Here is an 18,952-nt window from a genome sequence, read left to right on the forward strand (position 1 = left end):
CATGGACGAAGAACTCTACCAAGCATTCATCACCGAGAGTGAAGAGAGCATCACGCAGTTGAACAACTCCCTGCTGTCGCTGGAGTCGAACCCGGACGACACCGAGGCCATCGACGACATCTTCCGGCAGGCCCACACGCTGAAGGGGAACTTCGGTGCGATGGGGTTCGACAACGCCGCGACGGTCGCCCACGCCGTCGAGGACCTCCTCGACGAGATTCGCCACGAGCGACTCGACGTGACGGCGGAACGGATGGACCTCGTTTTCGACGGGATGGACCTCATCGTGGAGATTCTCCACGACATCGAGGAGAACGGCGAGTCCACCATCGACCCGAACGACACGGTTGAGGAGATTCGCGCCGCAGTCGAAGACGGAGGTGACGCGGGAAACTCGAATCCGGCGGCGCCTGACGAGGCCGACCGCGAGTCGGTCGACCTCGACTCTCTCGCCGCCGACTGCGTCGACACTGACGCCCTCGACGCGACCACGCTCACCCACGCCCACGTCGAACTCGACGCGGGCCAGATGAAGGGCGTCGACGCCGGTATCTTCCTCAGTAGCATCCCGGAAGAACTCGACGTGGTCGGGGCGAACCCGAACCGCGACGCCATCGAAGACGGCGAGTACGGCGACGGTTTCGACCTGTTCGTGGCCGAGCGCGACGCCGCCGTCGTCGAGAGCGAACTCGACGGCCTCTGGAAGGTCTCGACGGTCGAGACGACCGACGTGTCCGACGCGCTCGCCGGCGGCGACGAGGCCGCGGACGCCGGCGATGAGCCGGCGGCCGAGTCGGAGGTTGATGCTGAGGTTGACGCCCCGGCGTCGGACGGCTCCGACCAGTCCGTTGACGCTGACGGCGCTGTCGACAGTGACAGCGATGCGGCGTCCGACGACGCTCCCAGTGTTGACGACGGGAGCGAAGGAGACGCCGGCGAGGCCGAGTCGACCGAGAGCGACGAAGAACCGGAGTCCGGTAACGAGAAGAAAAAGGAGGCACGCTCCATCTCCGCGGTCAAGTCCGTCCGCGTGGACGTCGACCAACTCGACGAACTCCACGAACTCGTCGAGCAGCTGGTCACGAGCCGCATCAAGCTCAGAAACGCCATCGACGTGGGCCAGACGACCGCGCTCGACACGCTCGACGAACTGGACAAGATATCCTCGAACCTCCAGAACACCGTGATGGACATGCGGCTCATCCCGCTGAAGAAGGTGTTCGACAAGTTCCCCCGACTGGTGCGCGACCTCGCTCGCGAACAGGACAAGCGCGTCTCGTTCAAGGTCGAGGGCGCGGACATCGAACTCGACCGCACCATCCTCGACGAGATTTCCGACCCGCTGATGCACGTCCTCCGGAACGCCGTCGACCACGGCATCGAAGACCCCGACGTGCGCGAGGCAAACGGCAAGTCCCGCACGGGGACCATCAGACTCTCCGCGCGCCGCCAACACGACACCGTCATCGTGACCGTCGAGGACGACGGCGGCGGCATCAACGCCGACGCCGTCCGTGACAAGGCGGTCGACAAGGGCGTTGCGACCCGCGAGGAGGTGAACCAGATGCCCGACAGCGAGGTGTACGACTACATCTTCCACCCCGGCTTCTCGACCAACGACGAAATCACCGACGTGTCCGGCCGCGGCGTCGGCATGGACGTGGTGAAGACGACCGTCGAATCGCTCGACGGCTCGGTGTCGGTCGAGAGCGAACCCGGCGAGGGGAGCACGTTCAACATTCGCCTGCCGGTGTCGGTCGCCATCATCAAGGTGCTGTTCGTGCAGGTCGAAGACCGCGAGTTCGGCGTCCCAATCAAGTACATCGACGAGATTAGCCGCCGCGACCGCGTCCAGACGGTCAGCGGCGCGGAGGTCATCGTCCACGAGGAGACCATCTTCCCGCTGATTCGGCTCCGCGAGGCGCTCGAAATCGACTCGCCCGAGCCGGACACCGGCATGGTGGTGCGCATCCGCCCCGACGACAGGCAGGTCGCGCTCCACTGCGACGGCGTGACGAAACAGGAGGAAGTCGTCGTGACTCCCCTGCAGGGGCCGCTGTCGGGCGTCGGCGGGCTGTCGGGGACGGCCGTCATCGGCGACGGGAACGTCATCCCGATTCTGGATATCTCGACGCTCGAACTCCCGGCCGACGGCGAGCAGGCGATGCGCGAGTTCGACCCGAGCCAACTCCCGGACACCGCCGAGGAGGCGGCCGACTGATGCCCTCGTCTGCGACCGACGACCCGGCGTTCGGCCGGCTCTTGGACTACATCGAAGACTCCCTGCAGTTCCAGACGAGTTCGTACAACGACGCCTACCTCGACCGCCGCGTCTCCGCGCGGATGCGGCGGCGACGCGTCGACGACTACGAGTCGTACCACGACCTCCTCACCGACGACGAGGACGAACAGCAGGCGCTCCTCGACGCGCTGTCGGTCAACGTGACGAGCTTCTTCCGCAACCCCGAGGTGTGGGAGGTGCTCCGCGAGGTGCTCCGCGACCTGAGTTCGCGGGGGAGCCACCACGACCCCATCAAGATATGGAGCGCGGCCTGCTCGGACGGCCGCGAGGCCTATTCGCTTGCGATGCTCGCCCACGACGACGACCGCGTCGACGAGCGACGCATCGAAATCGTCGGCACGGACATCAAACGCGAGATTCTCCGCGCCGCCAGAGCGGGCGAGTACCGCGCCTCCGAGACGAACGACGTGGCCGAACAGCTCGACCCCATCGGCCGCTGGGAGCGCTTCGTCGATCGCGACGACGACACCTTCCGAGTGAAGGACGCCGTCACCGACATGGTTCGCTTCGAGCGGCGCGACCTCATCCGCGAGGAGCCGCCGGGGACGTTCGACCTCGTCGTCTGCCGGAACCTGTTCATCTACATCAACGCCGAGTCGAAACGGGCCGTCTTCGAGACGCTCGGCTCCGCGCTGAAGCCGGACGGCTACCTCACCATCGGCATGACAGAGACCATCCCGCCGACGTGTAGACAGCAGTTCGACCCCGTCGAGAAACGACTCCGCATCTACCGCGCGAGCGACGCCGCGGTCGGGAGGTGAGCGATGAAGCCCGGTGAGCAAAAACTCGGAGACACCCGCGGGCGGTTCCTCCAAGTCATCAAGAACGGCCGGGAGATACACGACGTTGACTGGACGAGCGGCCGAATCCTGCTTTCGAACAGACGACTCATCCTCGCGGGCACGGGCGGCAAGCGGACGATTCAGCTCTCGAAGATAGAGGAGTTCGGCGGCCGGTACGACGTGAACCAGCGCATCGCGACCGTCTCCGATTACTTCAGCGTCCACATCCCGTCGGGCGTCGTCCTGCTCGCGCCCGTCGACTACGACGAGTTCGAGACGGACTTCTTCGGGGCGCTCCTCAACACCGAGCAGTTCCTCGCACGGCATCCCGCGGTCGCCGGCGGCGTCGTCCAGAACACCGAGTGGGAGAAGTCCCGGCTCAAAGTCGAAGAGGAGGCCGTGAGCATGGCGACCGTCGGCGGCAAGTTCGTCGAGATACGCCTCGACGACATCGGCGACGTGAAGACCGGCGAACGGACCATCGTCGACGAACACCGGAGCGTCATCGAGGTCGAACACTCCGACGACGAGGGGACGAGCCTCCAGACGTACATCTCCGGCTCCGACCGCGCCGTCAGCTTCCTCTACACGCTCCTCCGCGAGGGCGAGGAGCTTTCCGAGACCTCTATCGAACTGAGCGAGACGGACAAACAGGTCCTCACGGCGCTGTACTCCGGCGTCTCCCCGTTCGACATCCCCAGCTTCCTCGGACTCGACGTGGACGAGGTCGAGGAACTCTTTCAGCGGCTCATCGACCACAACGTCGTCGAGGAGATTCGCGTGCGCCACGAGGTGCAACTCAACGCCCGCGGCCGCAGTATCGCCTCCGACGCCATCAACGAGCAGTAGTCGGCACTCGGATTTTCGCGGCGCAGTCACCGGACGAGGAGCGACGCGTCTCGCTCGTCAGTCGTCGGTCGCGCGCCGAGAGGCCCGGTCGAGCGCGATTCCGGCGTAGATGCCTCCCAACCAGAGCCCGGCTAAGACAGCGATACCCCGCACGCGCTCACCGGGTTCGAAGCCTAGACCGTGAATCGCAATAATCGGTAACAGAGCGCTCAAGACCCCGATTATCGTGTACCAGAAGTGGTCTTTCGGACCGGACCACCGCCAGCGGTACGCGGGAAAGGCCACGAACCCGAAGCCCGCAATTGTGTACGTGAGAAGGAGAGTGGCGCCGACCAACACGTCACCGTGTCGGAAGCCGAAGGAGTAGCTGACCGCACTTCCGATTGCCAGCCCGACGAGCGCCGAGGTCCGCGTCCGCATAGTGACAGGATTGGTTGTGGGGCTGATAGTTCTTCCCAACCACTGGACGACACCGATTCCGCCAGAAAAAAAAGCTTCAGACGTTTACGTCTTCGATTTCCTCGTTGACGACGAACCTCCCTTGCGGCGTCAGCGAGGTCGGAAGCTCGTTGTCGCCGATGAGCTCTTCCTCGTGGAGCTTCTCCAGTTCCGCGTCGAGGACGTCCTCTTCGACGCCGAGGAGTTCGCTGAAGTCGACCTCCGCGGCCATCTCGCCGGCGGAGTACAGTCCGACGAGGACTTCGAGGCCCTGTTCCGTGACCTCGACGTTGCGGACGCCCGACTTTATCCAGTGGTAGACGAGCCGGAGGTAGCGCCCGAGGATATTCATCTTCCGACGGGAGTCGAGTGTTATCTCGGAGGTGACCGTCTGGCCCTGTTTGACGTGCTGGACCGAAAGCACCAGTCGCTTTTCGCCGTCGACGGTCCGTTCGAGCACCTCGAAGAAGATGACGCTCGCGAGGTCGATGTGGAACGGGTCGCCGTTTTCGGTGAGCGGGCCGTCGTCGTCGGGGAACGTGACGGCCTCGTAGTCGAGGTGCAGGCCGGACGGCTGTCGCTCCGTGTCGAGGACGCGTCCGCCGATGCGGGCCGGGTGGGTGACCTGCGCGCGCGAGCCGTTGAGCGCCGCGCGGAACAGCAACAGCGCGAACTTCTCGATGGTCTCGCGGTCGCCGCCGATGACGGTCGTCCGGCGCTGGCGGCCGATGATGTAGCCGACCATCACCGTGTAGTCGAAGAACTCCTCGACCTCCGGGGGGACCTGCCCGACGGCGATGTCGAAGATGGACGTGATGGGGATGACGGTCTTGGCCTTCGACGTGGCGAGGATGAGCCGCCGCTGGCTCATCAGGACGCGGCCCTTGACGGGCTCGAACGAGGCGTTGCCGCCGGCGACGAAGTTGGCGACGAAGTCGACGACGATTGACTCGCCGTTGCTGGTCCGCTTTTCCGTTCGTTTCTTCGAGCGCTCCCGCTCTTGTTCCTCGCGTTCGTCCGACGGCTCGGACTTCTGCCGGCGGTACGCCTGCAGGAGGTCGCTTTTCGCCACGTCGCCCCCTTCGGGCGCGCGGGAGCGGGCCTCCTGTGCGGTCTGTTCACCTGCCGCGTCTGGCATCGAATCTCGGGTCTGTTGTCCGTCTTCAGTCATATACTAATCAGCGCTCCTGCGAGCGACGAGGTGGCAACCGCCATCAGGGAGCCCACCCAGACGAGCATCACGAAATGCAGATAGGCGTTCGCCTTGTGTCCGCCGTCGACCATCCGAATCATGAGCGACGACAGGAGGGCGTTGAACAGGATGATGAGCGTCAGCATGTACTCGATGAAGGGCACGTCGTAGACACCGGCGTAGATGAGCGTCCCGAACTGGAGGCTGTCGAGGTTCATCTGCGTCGAAAACGACGCGAGAATCTCGACGACTTCCAGCCCGATGAAGAACGCGAACGACGCGGAGGCCGTGATGCCGTAGAGGACGCCGATGAGGGTGACCGTCGACTGCTTTCGCTGGCGGCGGAGCTTGATTATCTCGTTCATGTTGCGGCTGATGAGCTCGCCGAGGAGCTTCGGTTTGCCACCCATCGACCGGCCGACGTTGTACATCTCGGAGAACTTCTGGACGAGATAGGAGTTCGTCTCCGCGGTGAAGAAGAACCACGAACGGTCGGGGTCAAGCCGCATCCGAAGCCGCGTGTACAGCCGCGATATCTCCCGCGAGAGGACGCCGAAGTCCTTCGTCTTGAGCGTCTTCAGGACGGCCGTGGTCGTGCTCTGTTTCGCCGTCTCGGACGCCCCGAGCGCGCGGATGAACCCGGGGTACTCCTCGTCGCGCTCGCCGATGCGTTTCTCGTGGCGGCGCGCGACGATGCCGGGGACCGCAAGCGGGGTCAGCGGCGTCGAGATGAGGAGCGGAATCGGGAGTTCCATCATGATGGGCCGGACCGTCTCGCCGACGATGGTCAGGTTGAACGTGCCCAACGCGAGCACAAGCACCATCGTGATAGAGAGGCCGACCGCGCCGTACAGCGTGATGTCTATCTGCCGGTCCGCCTTCGTCCGGTACTCGCGCTGGTGGAACCACAGCGGGTCGTACGGCGACATCGTCCGGATAACGAAGTAGAACCCCAACTGCACGAAGACGAAAAGCACGATGACCGCGCCGATGGTCATCGTCGCGTCGGTCCCCGTCAGGATGGGGAGGACGATGGCGTTGATGATGGCGAAGGTCATCGACAGAATCATCGAGAGGTAGAGGTCCTTCATGACCTCCAGGTTCCCCAGCGCGCTCTCGTAGACGGTGATGTACTTCTGAATCATCGCGTTCTGCTCGCCGAGGAGGAAGTCGTCGATGCTCTGGCCGGCGTTGATGGAGTACGCGAGCCTGTCGAGGAAGTCCGCGAGGGGCTTCGACGGGACCTCTCGGGCCCGGCGCTGACAGGCGTCGTCGAGCGACTGGTTCCACGCGTCGACCAGTTGGACGATGCGGTTCATCTCGGTCGATAGCTCCCCGTACTCCTCCTCGCGCGCGAGCGTTCGAAACACGGCGACACGGTCGATGTTCGTCGTCGAGAGCACGGTCATGTGCGTAATGAGGAGGTGGAGTTGGTTCTCCAGACTGCGGCGCGTCTGTTCGACGAGGAGCCGCGGGTAGAGGACGGCTCCGCCCAACAGCAACACGCCGAGGAGAAACACGGGGATGCGGACGAGGAGGGGAAGCGGGAGCGCGATGGCGCCGGCCACAGAGAGTATGAAGAACACGATGGCGGGGCCGAGCACCGCGAGCAGGTACCGCGAAAGCGCCATCGGCATCTTCTCGTAGGACTCGATGATGTCGCTGATGAAGTCCCGAACCTGCACCGCCTGCATCGACGCGCTCTGCTCCCCTGCCATCTCGCTACACCCTCGCCATGTCGAACGGCAGTCCTTCGACGCCGTCGCGCTGGTAGTCCTCGATGAGTTCGTTCACCTCGTGGTAGCCGAGGACGTTCTCCTGAATCGCCCGGCGGACGAGTTCGGCGCGGAACTGGATGTCGTCGTATATCTTCCGCGTGTCGTCGTAACCGAGGAGCGTCGCGACCTTCTGCTCCATGATGAAGGAGTTGTTCATCCCCTGGAAGATGATCTCGTCTTGGACGGGGTCCCAGTAGAACGCCTCGCGGGTGACGACGCCGCCCATCTCTTTCGAGTAGCCCTCGATTTCCTGGACGCTCGTCACCCGGCGGAGGATGTCGTTGCCCCGGCGGACGCGGTTCTGGAACAGCGCGATGTCGCAGTTGTCCATGAACGTCTCGGGGACGTTGATGGGGTCGCCGGTGAAACGCTGAATCATGGAGACGATGTCGGACGCGTGGAACGTGAGCATCACCGGGTGACCGGTCTGGGCCGCCTGGAACGCCATGCGACCCTCCTCGCCACGGACCTCCCCGACGATGATGTAGTCGGGGCGGGAACGGAGCGCGGCCGCGACGAGGTCGAACATGTCGACTTCGGAGTCGGAGCCGCGGCCCTCGCGGGTGAGAAGTTGCTGCCACGTATCGTGCGGCGGGAGCACCTCGGCGGTGTCCTCCGCGGTGTAAATCTTCGAGTCCTGCGGGATGAACGAGAGGATGGCGTTGAGCGTCGTCGTCTTCCCCGACGCCGTCTCGCCGACCACGAAGATGGTTCGTTCGTTCTCCAGCGCGATCCAGAGGTACGCGGCCAGTTCGGGCGAGAGCGTCCCCCACTTGGCGATTTGGAACACCGAAAGCGGCACGTCGTCGCCCTGACGGATGGTGAGCGACGACCCCTTCAGCGACACGTCGTCGGAGTAGATGATGTTGATACGCGAGCCGTCGGGGAGCGTGGAGTCCACGATGGGGTGGGCGTCGGAGACGGGATCGCCGATGCGCTCACCCATGTTGCGGAGCCAGTTATCGAACTGCTCCGTGCTGTCGAACTCGACGCTCGTCTCCAGCAAGCCGAACGTCCCGTGGTCGACGTCGACCTGGCTGGGGCCGATAACGTGAATGTCCTCGTTCTCCGGGTCGCGCATGATGGGTTCGAGCGGACCGAGGCCGACGATGTCGCGGACGAGTCGGTACTGTATCTTGTCGTAGGTCGTCTGGGAGACCTCGATGCCGGCCACGTCGAGTCGCTTGGCAACCGAGCCGAGCGGCCCGCGGTCGTCGCCCTCGATGTGGACGATTTCGGAGAGTAACTCCTCGATGCGCTCTTCGTAGTCGGCGCTTTCTTCGGGGGCCGGCTTCGAGACGCTGCGTTCAAGCAGTTTGTCCTTGACCCGACCGAACACCTCGAGTTCGTCGTCGTCCATCTCGGGTTCGATGGTGTAGTACTTCGTCGTCTCGCCGAAGTTGCCGTATATCTGGCAGAACACGGGGCCGCCCAGCGGATAGATGATGTTCGGACGCCGGGACTCGTAGTCGCCCGGCTCGTCGACGAGCATCGGGAACTCGCCGGTGATCTGTCGGAACCGCTTGAGGTGGTCCCGCAGGTGCGGCCACTGCATCGCGAGGCGCTTGAGATCGTCCGACAGCCTGGCGGAGCCGTGTTCGGTCGCCATCTACGCCACGCTCCTCGACTCGATGACGAGCCCGATACCCGACCGGACCGAGAAGCCGACGCGGTCGCCGACCTGCTGGCCCATCCCCGCAAAGCGCTTCACGAAGATGTTCCGTCGGACGTCGTTTCCGACCTCCACCATCTCCAGTTCGAAGTAGACGTCGGCGATAGAGCGGAACGGACCGATGGAGCCCTCGTCGACCGACGACGGGTCGACGGTGATGATGATGGTCTTGCCCTTCGTCGTCAGCTCGCGGAAAAACGAGATGATTTCGAGGGCGGCCTGCCGCTCGTCGTTCTGCCGGACCAGCGCCTCGAACTGCGGGTCGTTGCGCAGGATGGCGTCGAACGTGTCGATGATGATGACGTCGGCGTCCCAGAGCGTCTCGGCGTCCATCAGCCGCCGGAGGAGCTGCTTTCGCTCCTTCTGGCTGCTGCCGCCGGAGAGCGCGCCGCTGCTGTCGATTTCTGCCTGGAGGAACAGGATTCGCTCGTCGAGCAGATGCTTGACGATGTCGTACGAAAGCGAGTGCATCTGGTCGAGGAAGCCACGGACACCCAGTTCGGTCGAGACGAGCGTCACCACCGTTTCCTCGTCGCAGAAGCCGTAGCTGAATCGCTGCGACAGCACGCTTTTTCCGGCGCCGTAATCCCCTTCGATGAGGACGATTGCACCCTTGGGGATGCCGCCGCCGAGTTCCTTTTCGAGACGGTCGTGCCCGGATAGCCCGAGAGAGAATTGACTGCTCATGGTACGCGGAATTCGAACACCTCTTCGTCACCGTCGACGACGACGGTCATCCGGTAGTCGCCCGAGTCCAACGCGATGTCCGTCACCGTGAGTTCGATGACGTTGCTCGGCCGCCACTCGGTGCCGTCGACGACGTTCACCGTGACGTTGGTCTGATACTGTCCACCAACGATGATGTCGAAACCACCGCTGGTCGCCGGGAGCGTCCTGAGGCCGGTGTTCTTGACGTATATCGAGAGGTTGTCGTTCGCGCCGTCGTAGACACCCGCCTGCGGATCGCTTATGACTTCGATGTCGGTTCTGATCTCTGTACTCACGTCGCCGCCGCGCTCGTCGAGCGAACTGCTGATGCCGGTCACGGTGTCGATGAGGACGCCCGAGACGCCGGCGGCGACGACGATGCTGGCGATGAACAGGATGAGGCTCGGAACGGAGATGTCGGCCATCTAGTTCACCGCCTCCGTGGCTGCGACGCCGCTCCCGGTGACGACCTTCACGCGTTCGGGCGTGGGGTCGACCCCGACCACGAGACTCAGGTTCTCGCCGGCGTACCAGAGGTCGGTTCCGGCGTCGCCGTCGACGGTCGCGTTGGCCGCCGGCACGTCGACGTACCTGTTGTCGACGAGCAAGGTGGTCTCGCTCACCGAGAGCGTCTCCGAGCCGGCGTTCGTCAGGTTCACCGTGAGGCTCTCGTTGCCCGCGTCGTAGGTCGCGTTCGTAACGGTGATGTCCGTGTTCGTCCGTTCGAGGGCCCGCTCCGCGTCGGCGTCCTGCGCTTCGAGCACGTTCTCCGACGCGTTCGACGTCGCTGTGTACAGCGTCCCCGTGGCGACGAGGACGCCGAGGAAGATAACGGCGGTCGAGCCGCTAACACCGAATCCCATCGAATCTCCTCCCGTAAGCGACTAACTCCTCGTACAGTTGTCCCCGCGGGACGTCCTCCGCGAGGCGACAGACGTACGCGAGGCTCGTCTGGTGGTCGTCGATGCGGAGTTCGTGGTCGTCGGCGTCTTCGACCGACGGCGCAATCTGTCCGACGTGGGCGTTCAGTTCGCTCTCGACGGCGCGCGATATCCAGTCCTGCTCCCGATACTGGCGAAGCGCGCGTGACGCGCCGAGCGCGCCGCCGACCGCGACGAGATGTTCGACCCATTCGAGGACGAGCACCTCGGAGACGTAGTTCGACGGGAGCGCAGCCAGGTAGGCGTCGGACTCCTCGACCGCCGCCGACGGCTCGGGTTCGGCGGCCGCGTCGTCCTCGTCGTCGACCGAAAGCTCGTCTTTGGCCATCGCCGCGGTGGCGTACTCTGCCTCTAGCTCGTCGAGCGTCTTGCGGACGTCACCGTCGGCGTCTTCGACCTCGGGTTCGTGTTCGGACTCGGACGGTTCGTCACTCGGATCGTCGGCCTCGTCGGCGTCGGCGATCGCTTCGAATTCGTCTTCGACGCTGTCAACCGGCTCGTCTTCGAAGTCGTCTTCGAGGTCGACCGCCGCGTCGGCGAGGTCCGTTTCGGCGTCGTCCGCCTCTCCTTCGTCCGCCTCCGCTTCGTCTTCTTCGTCCCAGCCGCCGCCCTCCTCGTACTGTTCTTTGAGGTCGTCGAAGCTCGCGCCCCCCGCGCCGCCCGAGTCGTCGGCCTCGTCGGCCTCGTCGTCGTCGTCGAGCACGTCCGCGGGGCTCTCGCGCTCGGCTTCCACGAGTTCGTCTTCCGCGGCGAGTTCCGCTTCCTTCGCGCCCTCTTCGGCGTCGAGTTCGCCGAAGTCGTCGTCGAAGAACGACTCGGCGTCGGCGTTCGCCACGTCCGGGTCGAGGTGCTCTTCGTCCTCGGCTTCCGCCTCGAAGAGACCGAACGCCCCGCCACCGCCGTCGAGGCCGCCCATCTCGCGGGCGTCGTCGACGAACGGGTTGATGCCGCGGGTGACCATCTCGTAGATGTCGAGCAGTTTGCGAATCGTGTCGTCGAGCTCTTCGACGGTCTCACCGATCTGTTTGTTCTCTTCGCGGACGGTGTTCATCCCCGACGAGATGGCGCTTACTTCGTTCTCGAGTTCGCCGACGCGATCTTCGAGCTCTGCGAGTTCCTCGCTGTTGTCGTCGTCGAATCCGCCGAAATCGTCATCGTCGAATCCGTCGTCGAGGTCGTCGCCGAAGTCACCAAACTCGTCGGAGAGGTCGTCTATCCCCTCCTCGAATCCAAGTCCATCGTCTGATGACATGTGTTGTCCTTCCGTCTCCGTTTCGTCCCCGGCGTCAGCCGTGCCTTCGTCGTTCTGCCACTCCATCATGCTCGCAGCGAGCACCTCCGCACCGTTTGCGGGGCGCTTCGTTCGAGCGACGGCCTGTCACCCGGCCGAGCGGCGGACCGGCCGGGGAGGTCCGACGGACTCGGGGGAGCAGGTAACATTGGTGCAAGGTACGTAAGTCGGTACAAGAAAGTTCCCGTTTCGTTATCAGTAGCGATATTTTAGACGTTCGGAATTTTCGCCGGCTAAGTATGTAATAAAAGTCAGACGGCGCCGTAGCGGCGGTAAGAAGAATTATCCGGCGTCGGCACGGACGTTCTTCCGACAGCCACACACACGTTTCAACACAATCATGACAGAACTAGTCAAGACCGGTGTCGAAGGACTCGATTCCATCCTGAACGGCGGTATCGTCAAGAACGCCGCGGTGCTCATCAGCGGAAACCCGGGGACGGGAAAGAGTATCCTCGGCCTCCAGTACCTCTACAACGGCGTCGACCAGTTCGACGAAGGGGGCCTGTATCTCACCTTCGAGGAGACCGAAGACGACATCCGCGAGGCGGCCGAGTCCATCGGCTTCGACCGCTGGCACGAGTACGTCGAGTCCGGAGATATCAAGGTTTACGACAAGCGGACGCTCCTCCGCGACGGTGACTTCTCGACGACGCTCGACCGCATCCTCGGCGACCTCCAGGACACCAACTACGACCGACTCGTCCTCGACTCGCTGACGATGTTCCAGCTGTTTTTCGACGACGAGAAAGAACAGCGCCAGTACCTCCTGAAGTTCATCGACATCCTGAAGGACAGCGGCCTCACCTCGCTTCTGACCACCGAGCAGTCGGCGATCTTCCCCGAGACCGACATCGGCCTCGAGAACTTCCTGACCGACGGGAACATCTACCTCATCCAGAGCCCCGCGGGCGCGACGAGCAACCGCTACGTCTGGGTGGCGAAGATGCGCAAGCAGAGCATCAAGAACTCGATGTTCCCACTGGAAATCGCACAGGGCGGCATCAAGATATACGAGCAGGCGGCCGGGTTCTCCATGGTCGGCGAGTCCCCGCCGTGGTTCGGCGAAGAGACCGAGTAACTCGCTTCGCGTTTCTCTTTTGGCTCGGTGCGTTTCAGCACTCTCGTTCGCTCCGAGACGGGGTACGGAACTCGGCTCGGCGCGTGACGAACACCGCTGTGGGCACTAACGGGGTTCTGTGGCGATAAAAAAAAAGCGCAGCAGCGAGAGACCGATTAGAGTTTAATCGGGTCGCCGCGCTCCTTGCCGGCGAGCTGCTGGGGCATCGTCATGATGACCTGCGTGGTGCCGCCGGTCCGCGAGGTAATTTCGAGCGTGACGCGCTCGCCGGTGCCGAGACCGGTTCCGCCCTCAATGGCGGACGTGTTGATTTTGACCTCGTAGCGGTCGTTCATGCTGTTGAGGACGCCGAACGAACCGTCGTCGTCGGTGACCTCGTCCATCAGGAACTCGTTGCTGTCCGCGTAGGTACGAACGTCGTTGGTCTCTCCGTCGTCGGACTGGTTGGTCAGCGTCGTGACCGTGTCGTCACTGAGGTACTTGATGGACGACTCGTTCATGTCGACGCTGGAGGAGCCGGCGGCGAGACGAATCGTGAGGGTCATGTTGTCGATGTCCTCGGAGTCGCCAACCGTACCGTGCGCGTTGAGGACTTCGACGCGGTTCGTGACCTTGTTCACGGACTGCTCGCCCGCATCTTCGGCCGTTGCCTGGAGGAAGCCAGCGGTGTTGACGAGGACGCCCGCCGCGATTGCGGCAACCAGGACCATCGCGATGAAGACGATGAGCGTTCCGATACCGACCTGACCTCTGTCTTCGTCGTTGAACAGTTCGCTAAACATTTACAGTGCCACCGGGTCGTTGTTGTCCTTGCCCGCGAGCTGCTGGGGCATCGTCAGGATGACCTGCGTCGTGCCGCCGTTGCGCGAGGTTATCTCGAGGGTCACCGATTCACCCGTGCTGAGGCCGTTCTTGTTCGCCCCTTCGATGACGGAGGTGTTGATGACGATCTCGAAGCGGTCGGTCTGGCTGTTGAGAATCGGGAACGAGGTGTCATCGTCCTGAATCTTACGGACCGCGAACTCGTCGTTTCCGGCGGTCGACCAGTTGATGCCGTCCGCGTTGTCCGTGTTGTTGTTGACGAGCGTCCGAGCCGTGTCGTCGCTGAGGTATTTAATCGTCGTGTTGTTCAGCGAGACCGAACCGGAACCGGCTGCCAGACGCGAGGTGAGGTTCACGAAGTCGACGCTCTTCGTCGACGTTCCGTTAACGATACCGTGAGTCGACACGACGTCGACGCGGTTCGTGACCTTGTTCACAGATTGCTGTCCGGCGTCCTCGGCGGTGGCTTGCAAGAAGCCAGCCGTGTTCACGAGGACGCCCGCCGCGATTGCGGCGACCAGAACCATCGCAATGAAGACGATGAGGGTCCCGATACCGACCTGGCCCCGGTCTTCGGTGATGTTTTCGAACATGGGTTGTCGTGGGTTTGGTCCCACACTCAGTGGGAGCGAGGAACCGTCACTCGTCAACTTGGAGAGGTGCTACATAACGCTACGGCCCTCAATATCAAGACTGATATCTGTCGGGCGGTACGTCGATAAGTAAAATACTCCGCACGCTCACGCGAGGCGCTAGGCGGTACTCGTCTCAGAAAACGTAAGAAAAGACTCCGGAGTCGGAGCGGTTCAGTCCTGCGTAATCTTCCGCCACACGTCGTCGAGTTTGTTCTTCACCTCCGGGCGCTCGGTCACGCTGACGGTGTAGTCGTCGGCCTCGAACCGGACGACGATTTCGTCGACTTCGCGCCGGTAGACGTTCGTCCGTCGGTGCTCGTCGGAAAGAACCCGGTCGTGAAGTTCGAGGAGGCCCGCTGCCGTCAGTTCCTCGATTCGGCGATAACAGGTCGCGATGGGGATATCCAACATCTCGCTGAACTCCTGTGCCGAGTGGGGTTCGTCCGCGGCACGGAGGATGTCGGGGTTGTATTCGTTCCCCAGTGCGGAGAGGGTCCTGTCAGACTCCATAGATGGAAATTTATCGGAACGCACCGCTTGTCAATGTGTTGGTTGTCTCTCTGCCACGTTCTCAGTCATAGTAGTGAGTCCCGAACGCCCGGTGACGATGGGATTATATGCCACGGCACCGAGCATCCACCGATGGACGACGATGACGAGCGTCCTCCCACTCACCCGCGAGAACAGGGAGTCGTCGGGCCGGACGACCTCGATATCAGCTGCGACGAGCACGTCGCGGCGCTCGACACGGGCCGGTACGTCATCTCGACGGGAGAAAACAGGCCGCCCGCGCCGGTCGACGACGCCGACGACGACGGGCATCAAGCGTCCGACGCAGCGGCCGCCACACCGCCCGGTTCCGAGGACGGTGAGCGCGACAAAGACGCGTCGACTCCCGAACTCGTCCTCCCGAAAGACCCGAAAAAACGGGCCGTGCTCGCCCGCCGACTGCTCGCAGAGCGCGTCGGGGCTGTCAGTGCGGACCACGCGCTCGTCACCACTGCTCTTGTCGATGGCGAGGTAACCCGTCACGAGACCGTCTCCGACGACGTGACCGAGGTCGTCAACTCGTTTCTCTCGTGGTACGCCGACGCCATCGGCAGCGCCGACACCCCGCCCGACGAGGTGCTCGGTATCCTGCTTTTAGCCTCGGAGGTACAGGTCACCTATCCCGGTCGGGCCGTCGAGGCGCTCGCGACCGCGAACGGACTCGACCGCGACGACAGTATCGGTGACCTCCTCGACGCCGTCGGAGAGACCGGCGCTTCGTTCCCGCCGCGTCGACGATGATGCGCCGGTGACAGGCTCCGGTTCGGGCACCGGAGTCCCCGAATCTTCGGTCGACACGATGTGGCGCGGGCGAATCGCCCGTCTGATGCCGTATCATCCTTGATAATGGGGAGGAAGGGTTTATGGTGTGATTTTCGGAAAGCTGGAGGTATGGCAAGCAAGGTACTGGTCGTGGACGATTCTGCGTTCATGCGGAACCTCCTCAAACAGCTCCTCGAGGGTGAACACGAAGTCGTCGGCGAGGCCGAAAACGGGGTCGAAGCGGTGGAACTCTACCGCGAACTCGAACCCGATGTCGTCACGATGGACGTCGTGATGCCGATTCGAAACGGCATCGAAGCGACGTCCGAGATCAAGTCGCTCGACGCCGGCGCATCGGTCATCATGTGCACGTCGGTCGGACAGGAAGAGAAGATGCGCGAAGCGGTCGAAGCAGGGGCGGACGGCTACATCACGAAACCGTTCCAGAAGCCGAACGTGCTCCAGGCTATCGCCGACGTGATTCAGGCAGAGGCATGAATCTCGACGTTCGGTCGCTTCGCACGTTCAGTCGGCTCGCCCACTCGGGCGCGGAGAAAGCCGCGGGCTCTCTGACTACGCTCGCCGGTATCGACACGTACGTCAACGTCACCAAGGTGGAACTCGGAACGAAGTCAGACGTCGAAAACGAGTTCGCCGAGCGCGACCTCGTGAGCGTCCACATCGGCTTTTCGGGCGGGCTGGACGGCCACACCGTGTTGGCGTTCTCGCCCGAGTCCGCAGAGCGTCTGGTCGACGCGCTGATGCCGGGTATCGACGCCACCGACGCCGAGGGCGAACTCGCCGAGAGTAGCCTCAAAGAGGTCGCGAACATCATGCTCGGCGGCTTCATCGACGGTTGGGCCGACTACCTCGATACCACCGTCGACATCACGACGCCGACCTACGTCGACGACGAGAACGACGGCCCGCTCGACCACGTCGACGCCGAGGGCTTCGAGAACGGCGGCGACGACGAACACGTCCTCGTCTTCCGTAACCAGTTGGAGGCCGCTGACAACGCCATCGAGTTCGACCTGTACATGGTGCCGACCGCCTCGTCCATCGAGACCATCGTCGAGGCGAGCGGCGAGGACGGCGCGCTCCCGGTCGAGTCGTTCGCCGCCTTCTCCGAGATGATAAACGACGGTGCGAACCAGGCCTCGGAAGACATCACGGCAATGACGGGTATCGACACGACCGTCGAGGTGAGCCGGCTGAGCTTCGTCCCCATCGAGGGCGTCCCCATGTCGTTGACTGACGCGGTCCGCCGCGGCGTCGTGTTGGAGTTCAGCGGGACGCCGAGCGGCTACATCGCCATTCTCTTCGACGAGCCGTCGGCCGAGAACATCGCGAGCAGCCTCCTGCCGGGCATGGAGGGCGACGAGGCGATGCGCCAGAGCGCGATTCAGGAGATCGGCAACATCACGACCTCCGGCTTCCTCGACGGCTGGGCCAACGCGCTCGAGACGACCATCGACATCTCGCCGCCGAAGCACGTCCACGACATCGGGTCGGCCATCATCGACCCGCTTGCGACCGACCTCGCGCAGTCCCAGGAGTACGCGTTCCTCATCGACTCGACCATTCGGACGGACGACGACGAGTTCACCTGCGACATCTACGCGCTGCCCGACGAGACGGAACTGCGCAAGGCGCTCAAGCAACTCTCGCCCGTCGCGTGAACCCTCCGTAGAGGCACTCAGCAATGCAAGTATACACCACGGACACGCCCGCGGCCCGCTCCGGTCGAATCAAGGTCGGCATCGCCGACTACGCCATCTCCGGCGACGAGAGCACGCTGACCACGAGCGGTCTCGGCTCCTGTATCGGCGTCGCGTTGTACGACCCCGAGACCCGCGTTTCCGGTCTCGCACACGCGATGCTCCCGGAGGCCGACGGCGGCGGCGAGCCGGCGAAGTTCGTCGACACCGGCATCGAACTCCTGCTCTCGGAGATGCGAGCCGCCGGCGCGGACATCGACCGCGTCGTCGCGAAAATCGCCGGGGGAAGCACCATGTTCGACTTCACCTCGGCCGACGGTGACGGCAGTATCGGCGATAGAAACGTCGCCGCGACGCGAGCGACGCTCGACGGGTTCGGCATCGACGTCGTCGCCGAGGACGTCGGCGGCTCCCACGGCCGGTCGTTGGAACTCGACAGCGAGACTGGTGACCTCCGCGTTCGGAGCGCAAAAAGCGGCAACCACGTCCTCTGAGCGCTGTTTTTGACGAATTTCGACGAGACTCGCGACCGGGAAGAACACGTCGAGCGCCGACCACGACCGCCGAGCCGGGTCGCCAACGATACTGGCCTCGACGGTTCGGTGTTCGACCTGAGATATCAGTTCTGATAGCGCCTCGAATAGATTTATGTCGCCTCCTTCGAATGCTTTCACCGAAACGGTACGATATCGCGTGTGACACCACGGACAGCGCTCTGCGCTCTCCGCCGCCCTGAGTCGGGGGACTCGGGGGGAATCGTGCCGTCCTGAACGAGGTGACCCATGTACTTGGACCCGGACGAATACGACCCTGACGAACTTCGACGTATCGCGCGTGACGCCCCACGACCCAGACGGAACGGCGACGGCCGCTTCGACGACGGGAGATTCGATGACAGCCGCTTTGACGACGGCCGGTTCGACGACCGGAGCCCCTTCCGGTTCGACAACCCGCTTTTCGACCGGAGCCGACAGGAGGCGTCCGAGGCGCTCCGGTCGAGTCAGCTCGAACACCTGCTCGTCCACCAGTCTCGCGGCGAGGAAGACGGCGTCGAAAAGCCGTACCTCCGCTCGCTTCCGGACAAGTACGGCGCTGAGCGCGTCGTCTTCGACTGGCTCGAGTTCCTCGTCCTCAAGGGCGGGTTCAAGCGGGCGATGGACGCCCTCCGGTACTATCAGACGGTCGACTGGGTCACGCCAGACGTCGAGGAGACGCTCCGAGACTACCTCCTCGGCTTCTCCGCTGATGTCGACGAACCGACCGACCTCGACGTCGACGACCACCTGCTGAGTCTGGTCTACGTCGCACGTCTCTCCTCGATGGTGTGACGCCGACCGACGGGTCTCGAATACGGTCTCTCCTTCCGACAACCGAGTGTATACCATGACTGCGCGAACCACCCGCCCGCCGAGTCTGACCCGAGTTGATA

At 63.5% G+C, this 18,952-nt stretch carries 20 protein-coding genes; 9 read left to right on the forward strand and 11 right to left on the reverse strand.

Annotated features, from left to right (window positions below):
• Position 1: 1 nt before the first annotated feature.
• The 3 genes from AM590_RS18735 to AM590_RS18745 are packed head-to-tail and all read left to right on the forward strand — an operon-like array spanning position 2 to position 3,933.
• Positions 2 to 2,221 carry a chemotaxis protein CheA gene (locus tag AM590_RS18735; protein ID WP_058828800.1) on the forward strand — a complete coding sequence of 740 codons (2,220 nt, stop codon included), beginning with the start codon at positions 2 to 4 and terminating at the stop codon, positions 2,219 to 2,221.
• Positions 2,221 to 3,063 carry a protein-glutamate O-methyltransferase CheR gene (locus tag AM590_RS18740; protein WP_058828801.1) on the forward strand — a complete coding sequence of 281 codons (843 nt, stop codon included), beginning with the start codon at positions 2,221 to 2,223 and terminating at the stop codon, positions 3,061 to 3,063. The genes AM590_RS18735 and AM590_RS18740 overlap by 1 nt, the downstream gene beginning before the upstream one ends.
• Positions 3,064 to 3,066: 3 nt before the next feature.
• Positions 3,067 to 3,933, forward strand: a complete 867-nt coding sequence (locus AM590_RS18745) for a CheF family chemotaxis protein (protein WP_058828802.1) — start codon at positions 3,067 to 3,069, stop codon at positions 3,931 to 3,933.
• A 57-nt stretch (positions 3,934 to 3,990) separates the two neighbouring features.
• Here the strand turns inward: AM590_RS18745 and AM590_RS18750 are convergent, their stop codons facing one another.
• From AM590_RS18750 to AM590_RS18785, 8 genes are all read right to left on the reverse strand, one after another.
• Positions 3,991 to 4,353, reverse strand: a complete 363-nt coding sequence (locus tag AM590_RS18750; RefSeq protein WP_058828803.1) for a hypothetical protein — start codon at positions 4,351 to 4,353, stop codon at positions 3,991 to 3,993.
• Between the two features lie 76 nt (positions 4,354 to 4,429).
• Complete coding sequence (locus AM590_RS18755) at positions 4,430 to 5,443, reverse strand: CheF family chemotaxis protein (RefSeq protein ID WP_172795842.1); 1,014 nt, start codon at positions 5,441 to 5,443, stop codon at positions 4,430 to 4,432.
• A gap of 95 nt (positions 5,444 to 5,538) precedes the next feature.
• A complete protein-coding gene (gene flaJ / locus AM590_RS18760; protein WP_058828805.1) occupies positions 5,539 to 7,281 on the reverse strand; it encodes an archaellar assembly protein FlaJ in 1,743 nt (580 codons plus the stop codon).
• 4 nt (positions 7,282 to 7,285) lie between these two features.
• Positions 7,286 to 8,950: a type II/IV secretion system ATPase subunit gene (locus AM590_RS18765; RefSeq protein ID WP_042662090.1), complete on the reverse strand. Its 1,665-nt coding sequence runs from the start codon at positions 8,948 to 8,950 to the stop codon at positions 7,286 to 7,288.
• A complete protein-coding gene (locus AM590_RS18770; RefSeq protein ID WP_004970800.1) occupies positions 8,951 to 9,700 on the reverse strand; it encodes an ATPase domain-containing protein in 750 nt (249 codons plus the stop codon). It lies immediately after the preceding gene.
• The gene (locus tag AM590_RS18775; protein ID WP_042662088.1) at positions 9,697 to 10,146 is read right to left on the reverse strand and encodes a CARDB domain-containing protein; all 450 of its coding nucleotides are present in this window, start codon (positions 10,144 to 10,146) and stop codon (positions 9,697 to 9,699) included. Before AM590_RS18775 ends, AM590_RS18770 begins: the two co-directional genes overlap by 4 nt.
• The gene (locus tag AM590_RS18780; protein ID WP_042662087.1) at positions 10,147 to 10,584 is read right to left on the reverse strand and encodes a fla cluster protein FlaF; all 438 of its coding nucleotides are present in this window, start codon (positions 10,582 to 10,584) and stop codon (positions 10,147 to 10,149) included. It abuts the gene before it with no gap.
• Positions 10,568 to 11,998, reverse strand: coding sequence for a flagella accessory protein C (locus AM590_RS18785; protein WP_082677785.1), 1,431 nt, complete (start codon positions 11,996 to 11,998; stop codon positions 10,568 to 10,570). The genes AM590_RS18780 and AM590_RS18785 overlap by 17 nt, the downstream gene beginning before the upstream one ends.
• A gap of 295 nt (positions 11,999 to 12,293) precedes the next feature.
• Here AM590_RS18785 and AM590_RS18790 point away from each other — a divergent pair, with 295 nt between their 5' ends.
• A complete protein-coding gene (locus AM590_RS18790) occupies positions 12,294 to 13,034 on the forward strand; it encodes an ATPase domain-containing protein (RefSeq protein ID WP_004977361.1) in 741 nt (246 codons plus the stop codon).
• Between the two features lie 155 nt (positions 13,035 to 13,189).
• Here the strand turns inward: AM590_RS18790 and AM590_RS18795 are convergent, their stop codons facing one another.
• The 3 genes from AM590_RS18795 to AM590_RS18805 form a co-directional block, all read right to left on the reverse strand.
• Positions 13,190 to 13,816, reverse strand: a complete 627-nt coding sequence (locus AM590_RS18795; protein ID WP_058828806.1) for an archaellin/type IV pilin N-terminal domain-containing protein — start codon at positions 13,814 to 13,816, stop codon at positions 13,190 to 13,192.
• On the reverse strand, positions 13,817 to 14,449 hold the full coding sequence (locus tag AM590_RS18800; protein ID WP_058828807.1) for an archaellin/type IV pilin N-terminal domain-containing protein: 633 nt from the start codon (positions 14,447 to 14,449) through the stop codon (positions 13,817 to 13,819). It abuts the gene before it with no gap.
• Positions 14,450 to 14,662: 213 nt separating this feature from the next.
• The gene (locus AM590_RS18805; RefSeq protein ID WP_008092913.1) at positions 14,663 to 15,001 is read right to left on the reverse strand and encodes a helix-turn-helix domain-containing protein; all 339 of its coding nucleotides are present in this window, start codon (positions 14,999 to 15,001) and stop codon (positions 14,663 to 14,665) included.
• A 132-nt stretch (positions 15,002 to 15,133) separates the two neighbouring features.
• Between AM590_RS18805 and AM590_RS18810 the strand changes: the two genes are divergently transcribed.
• From AM590_RS18810 to AM590_RS18830, 5 genes are all read left to right on the forward strand, one after another.
• Complete coding sequence (locus AM590_RS18810) at positions 15,134 to 15,781, forward strand: hypothetical protein (RefSeq protein ID WP_058828808.1); 648 nt, start codon at positions 15,134 to 15,136, stop codon at positions 15,779 to 15,781.
• A gap of 150 nt (positions 15,782 to 15,931) precedes the next feature.
• Entirely contained in the window at positions 15,932 to 16,300 is a 369-nt protein-coding gene (gene cheY, locus AM590_RS18815; RefSeq protein WP_004043735.1) for a chemotaxis protein CheY, read from the forward strand.
• On the forward strand, positions 16,297 to 17,484 hold the full coding sequence (locus AM590_RS18820; RefSeq protein WP_058828809.1) for a chemotaxis protein CheC: 1,188 nt from the start codon (positions 16,297 to 16,299) through the stop codon (positions 17,482 to 17,484). Before cheY ends, AM590_RS18820 begins: the two co-directional genes overlap by 4 nt.
• 23 nt (positions 17,485 to 17,507) lie before the next feature.
• Positions 17,508 to 18,017 carry a chemotaxis protein CheD gene (locus AM590_RS18825; protein WP_058828810.1) on the forward strand — a complete coding sequence of 170 codons (510 nt, stop codon included), beginning with the start codon at positions 17,508 to 17,510 and terminating at the stop codon, positions 18,015 to 18,017.
• Between the two features lie 288 nt (positions 18,018 to 18,305).
• Positions 18,306 to 18,851, forward strand: coding sequence for a FlaD/FlaE family flagellar protein (locus tag AM590_RS18830; RefSeq protein ID WP_058828811.1), 546 nt, complete (start codon positions 18,306 to 18,308; stop codon positions 18,849 to 18,851).
• Positions 18,852 to 18,952: the final 101 nt, after the last annotated feature.

Origin of the sequence: Haloferax sp. Q22, from assembly GCF_001482285.1 — an archaeon.
Taxonomy (GTDB): Archaea; Halobacteriota; Halobacteria; order Halobacteriales; family Haloferacaceae; genus Haloferax.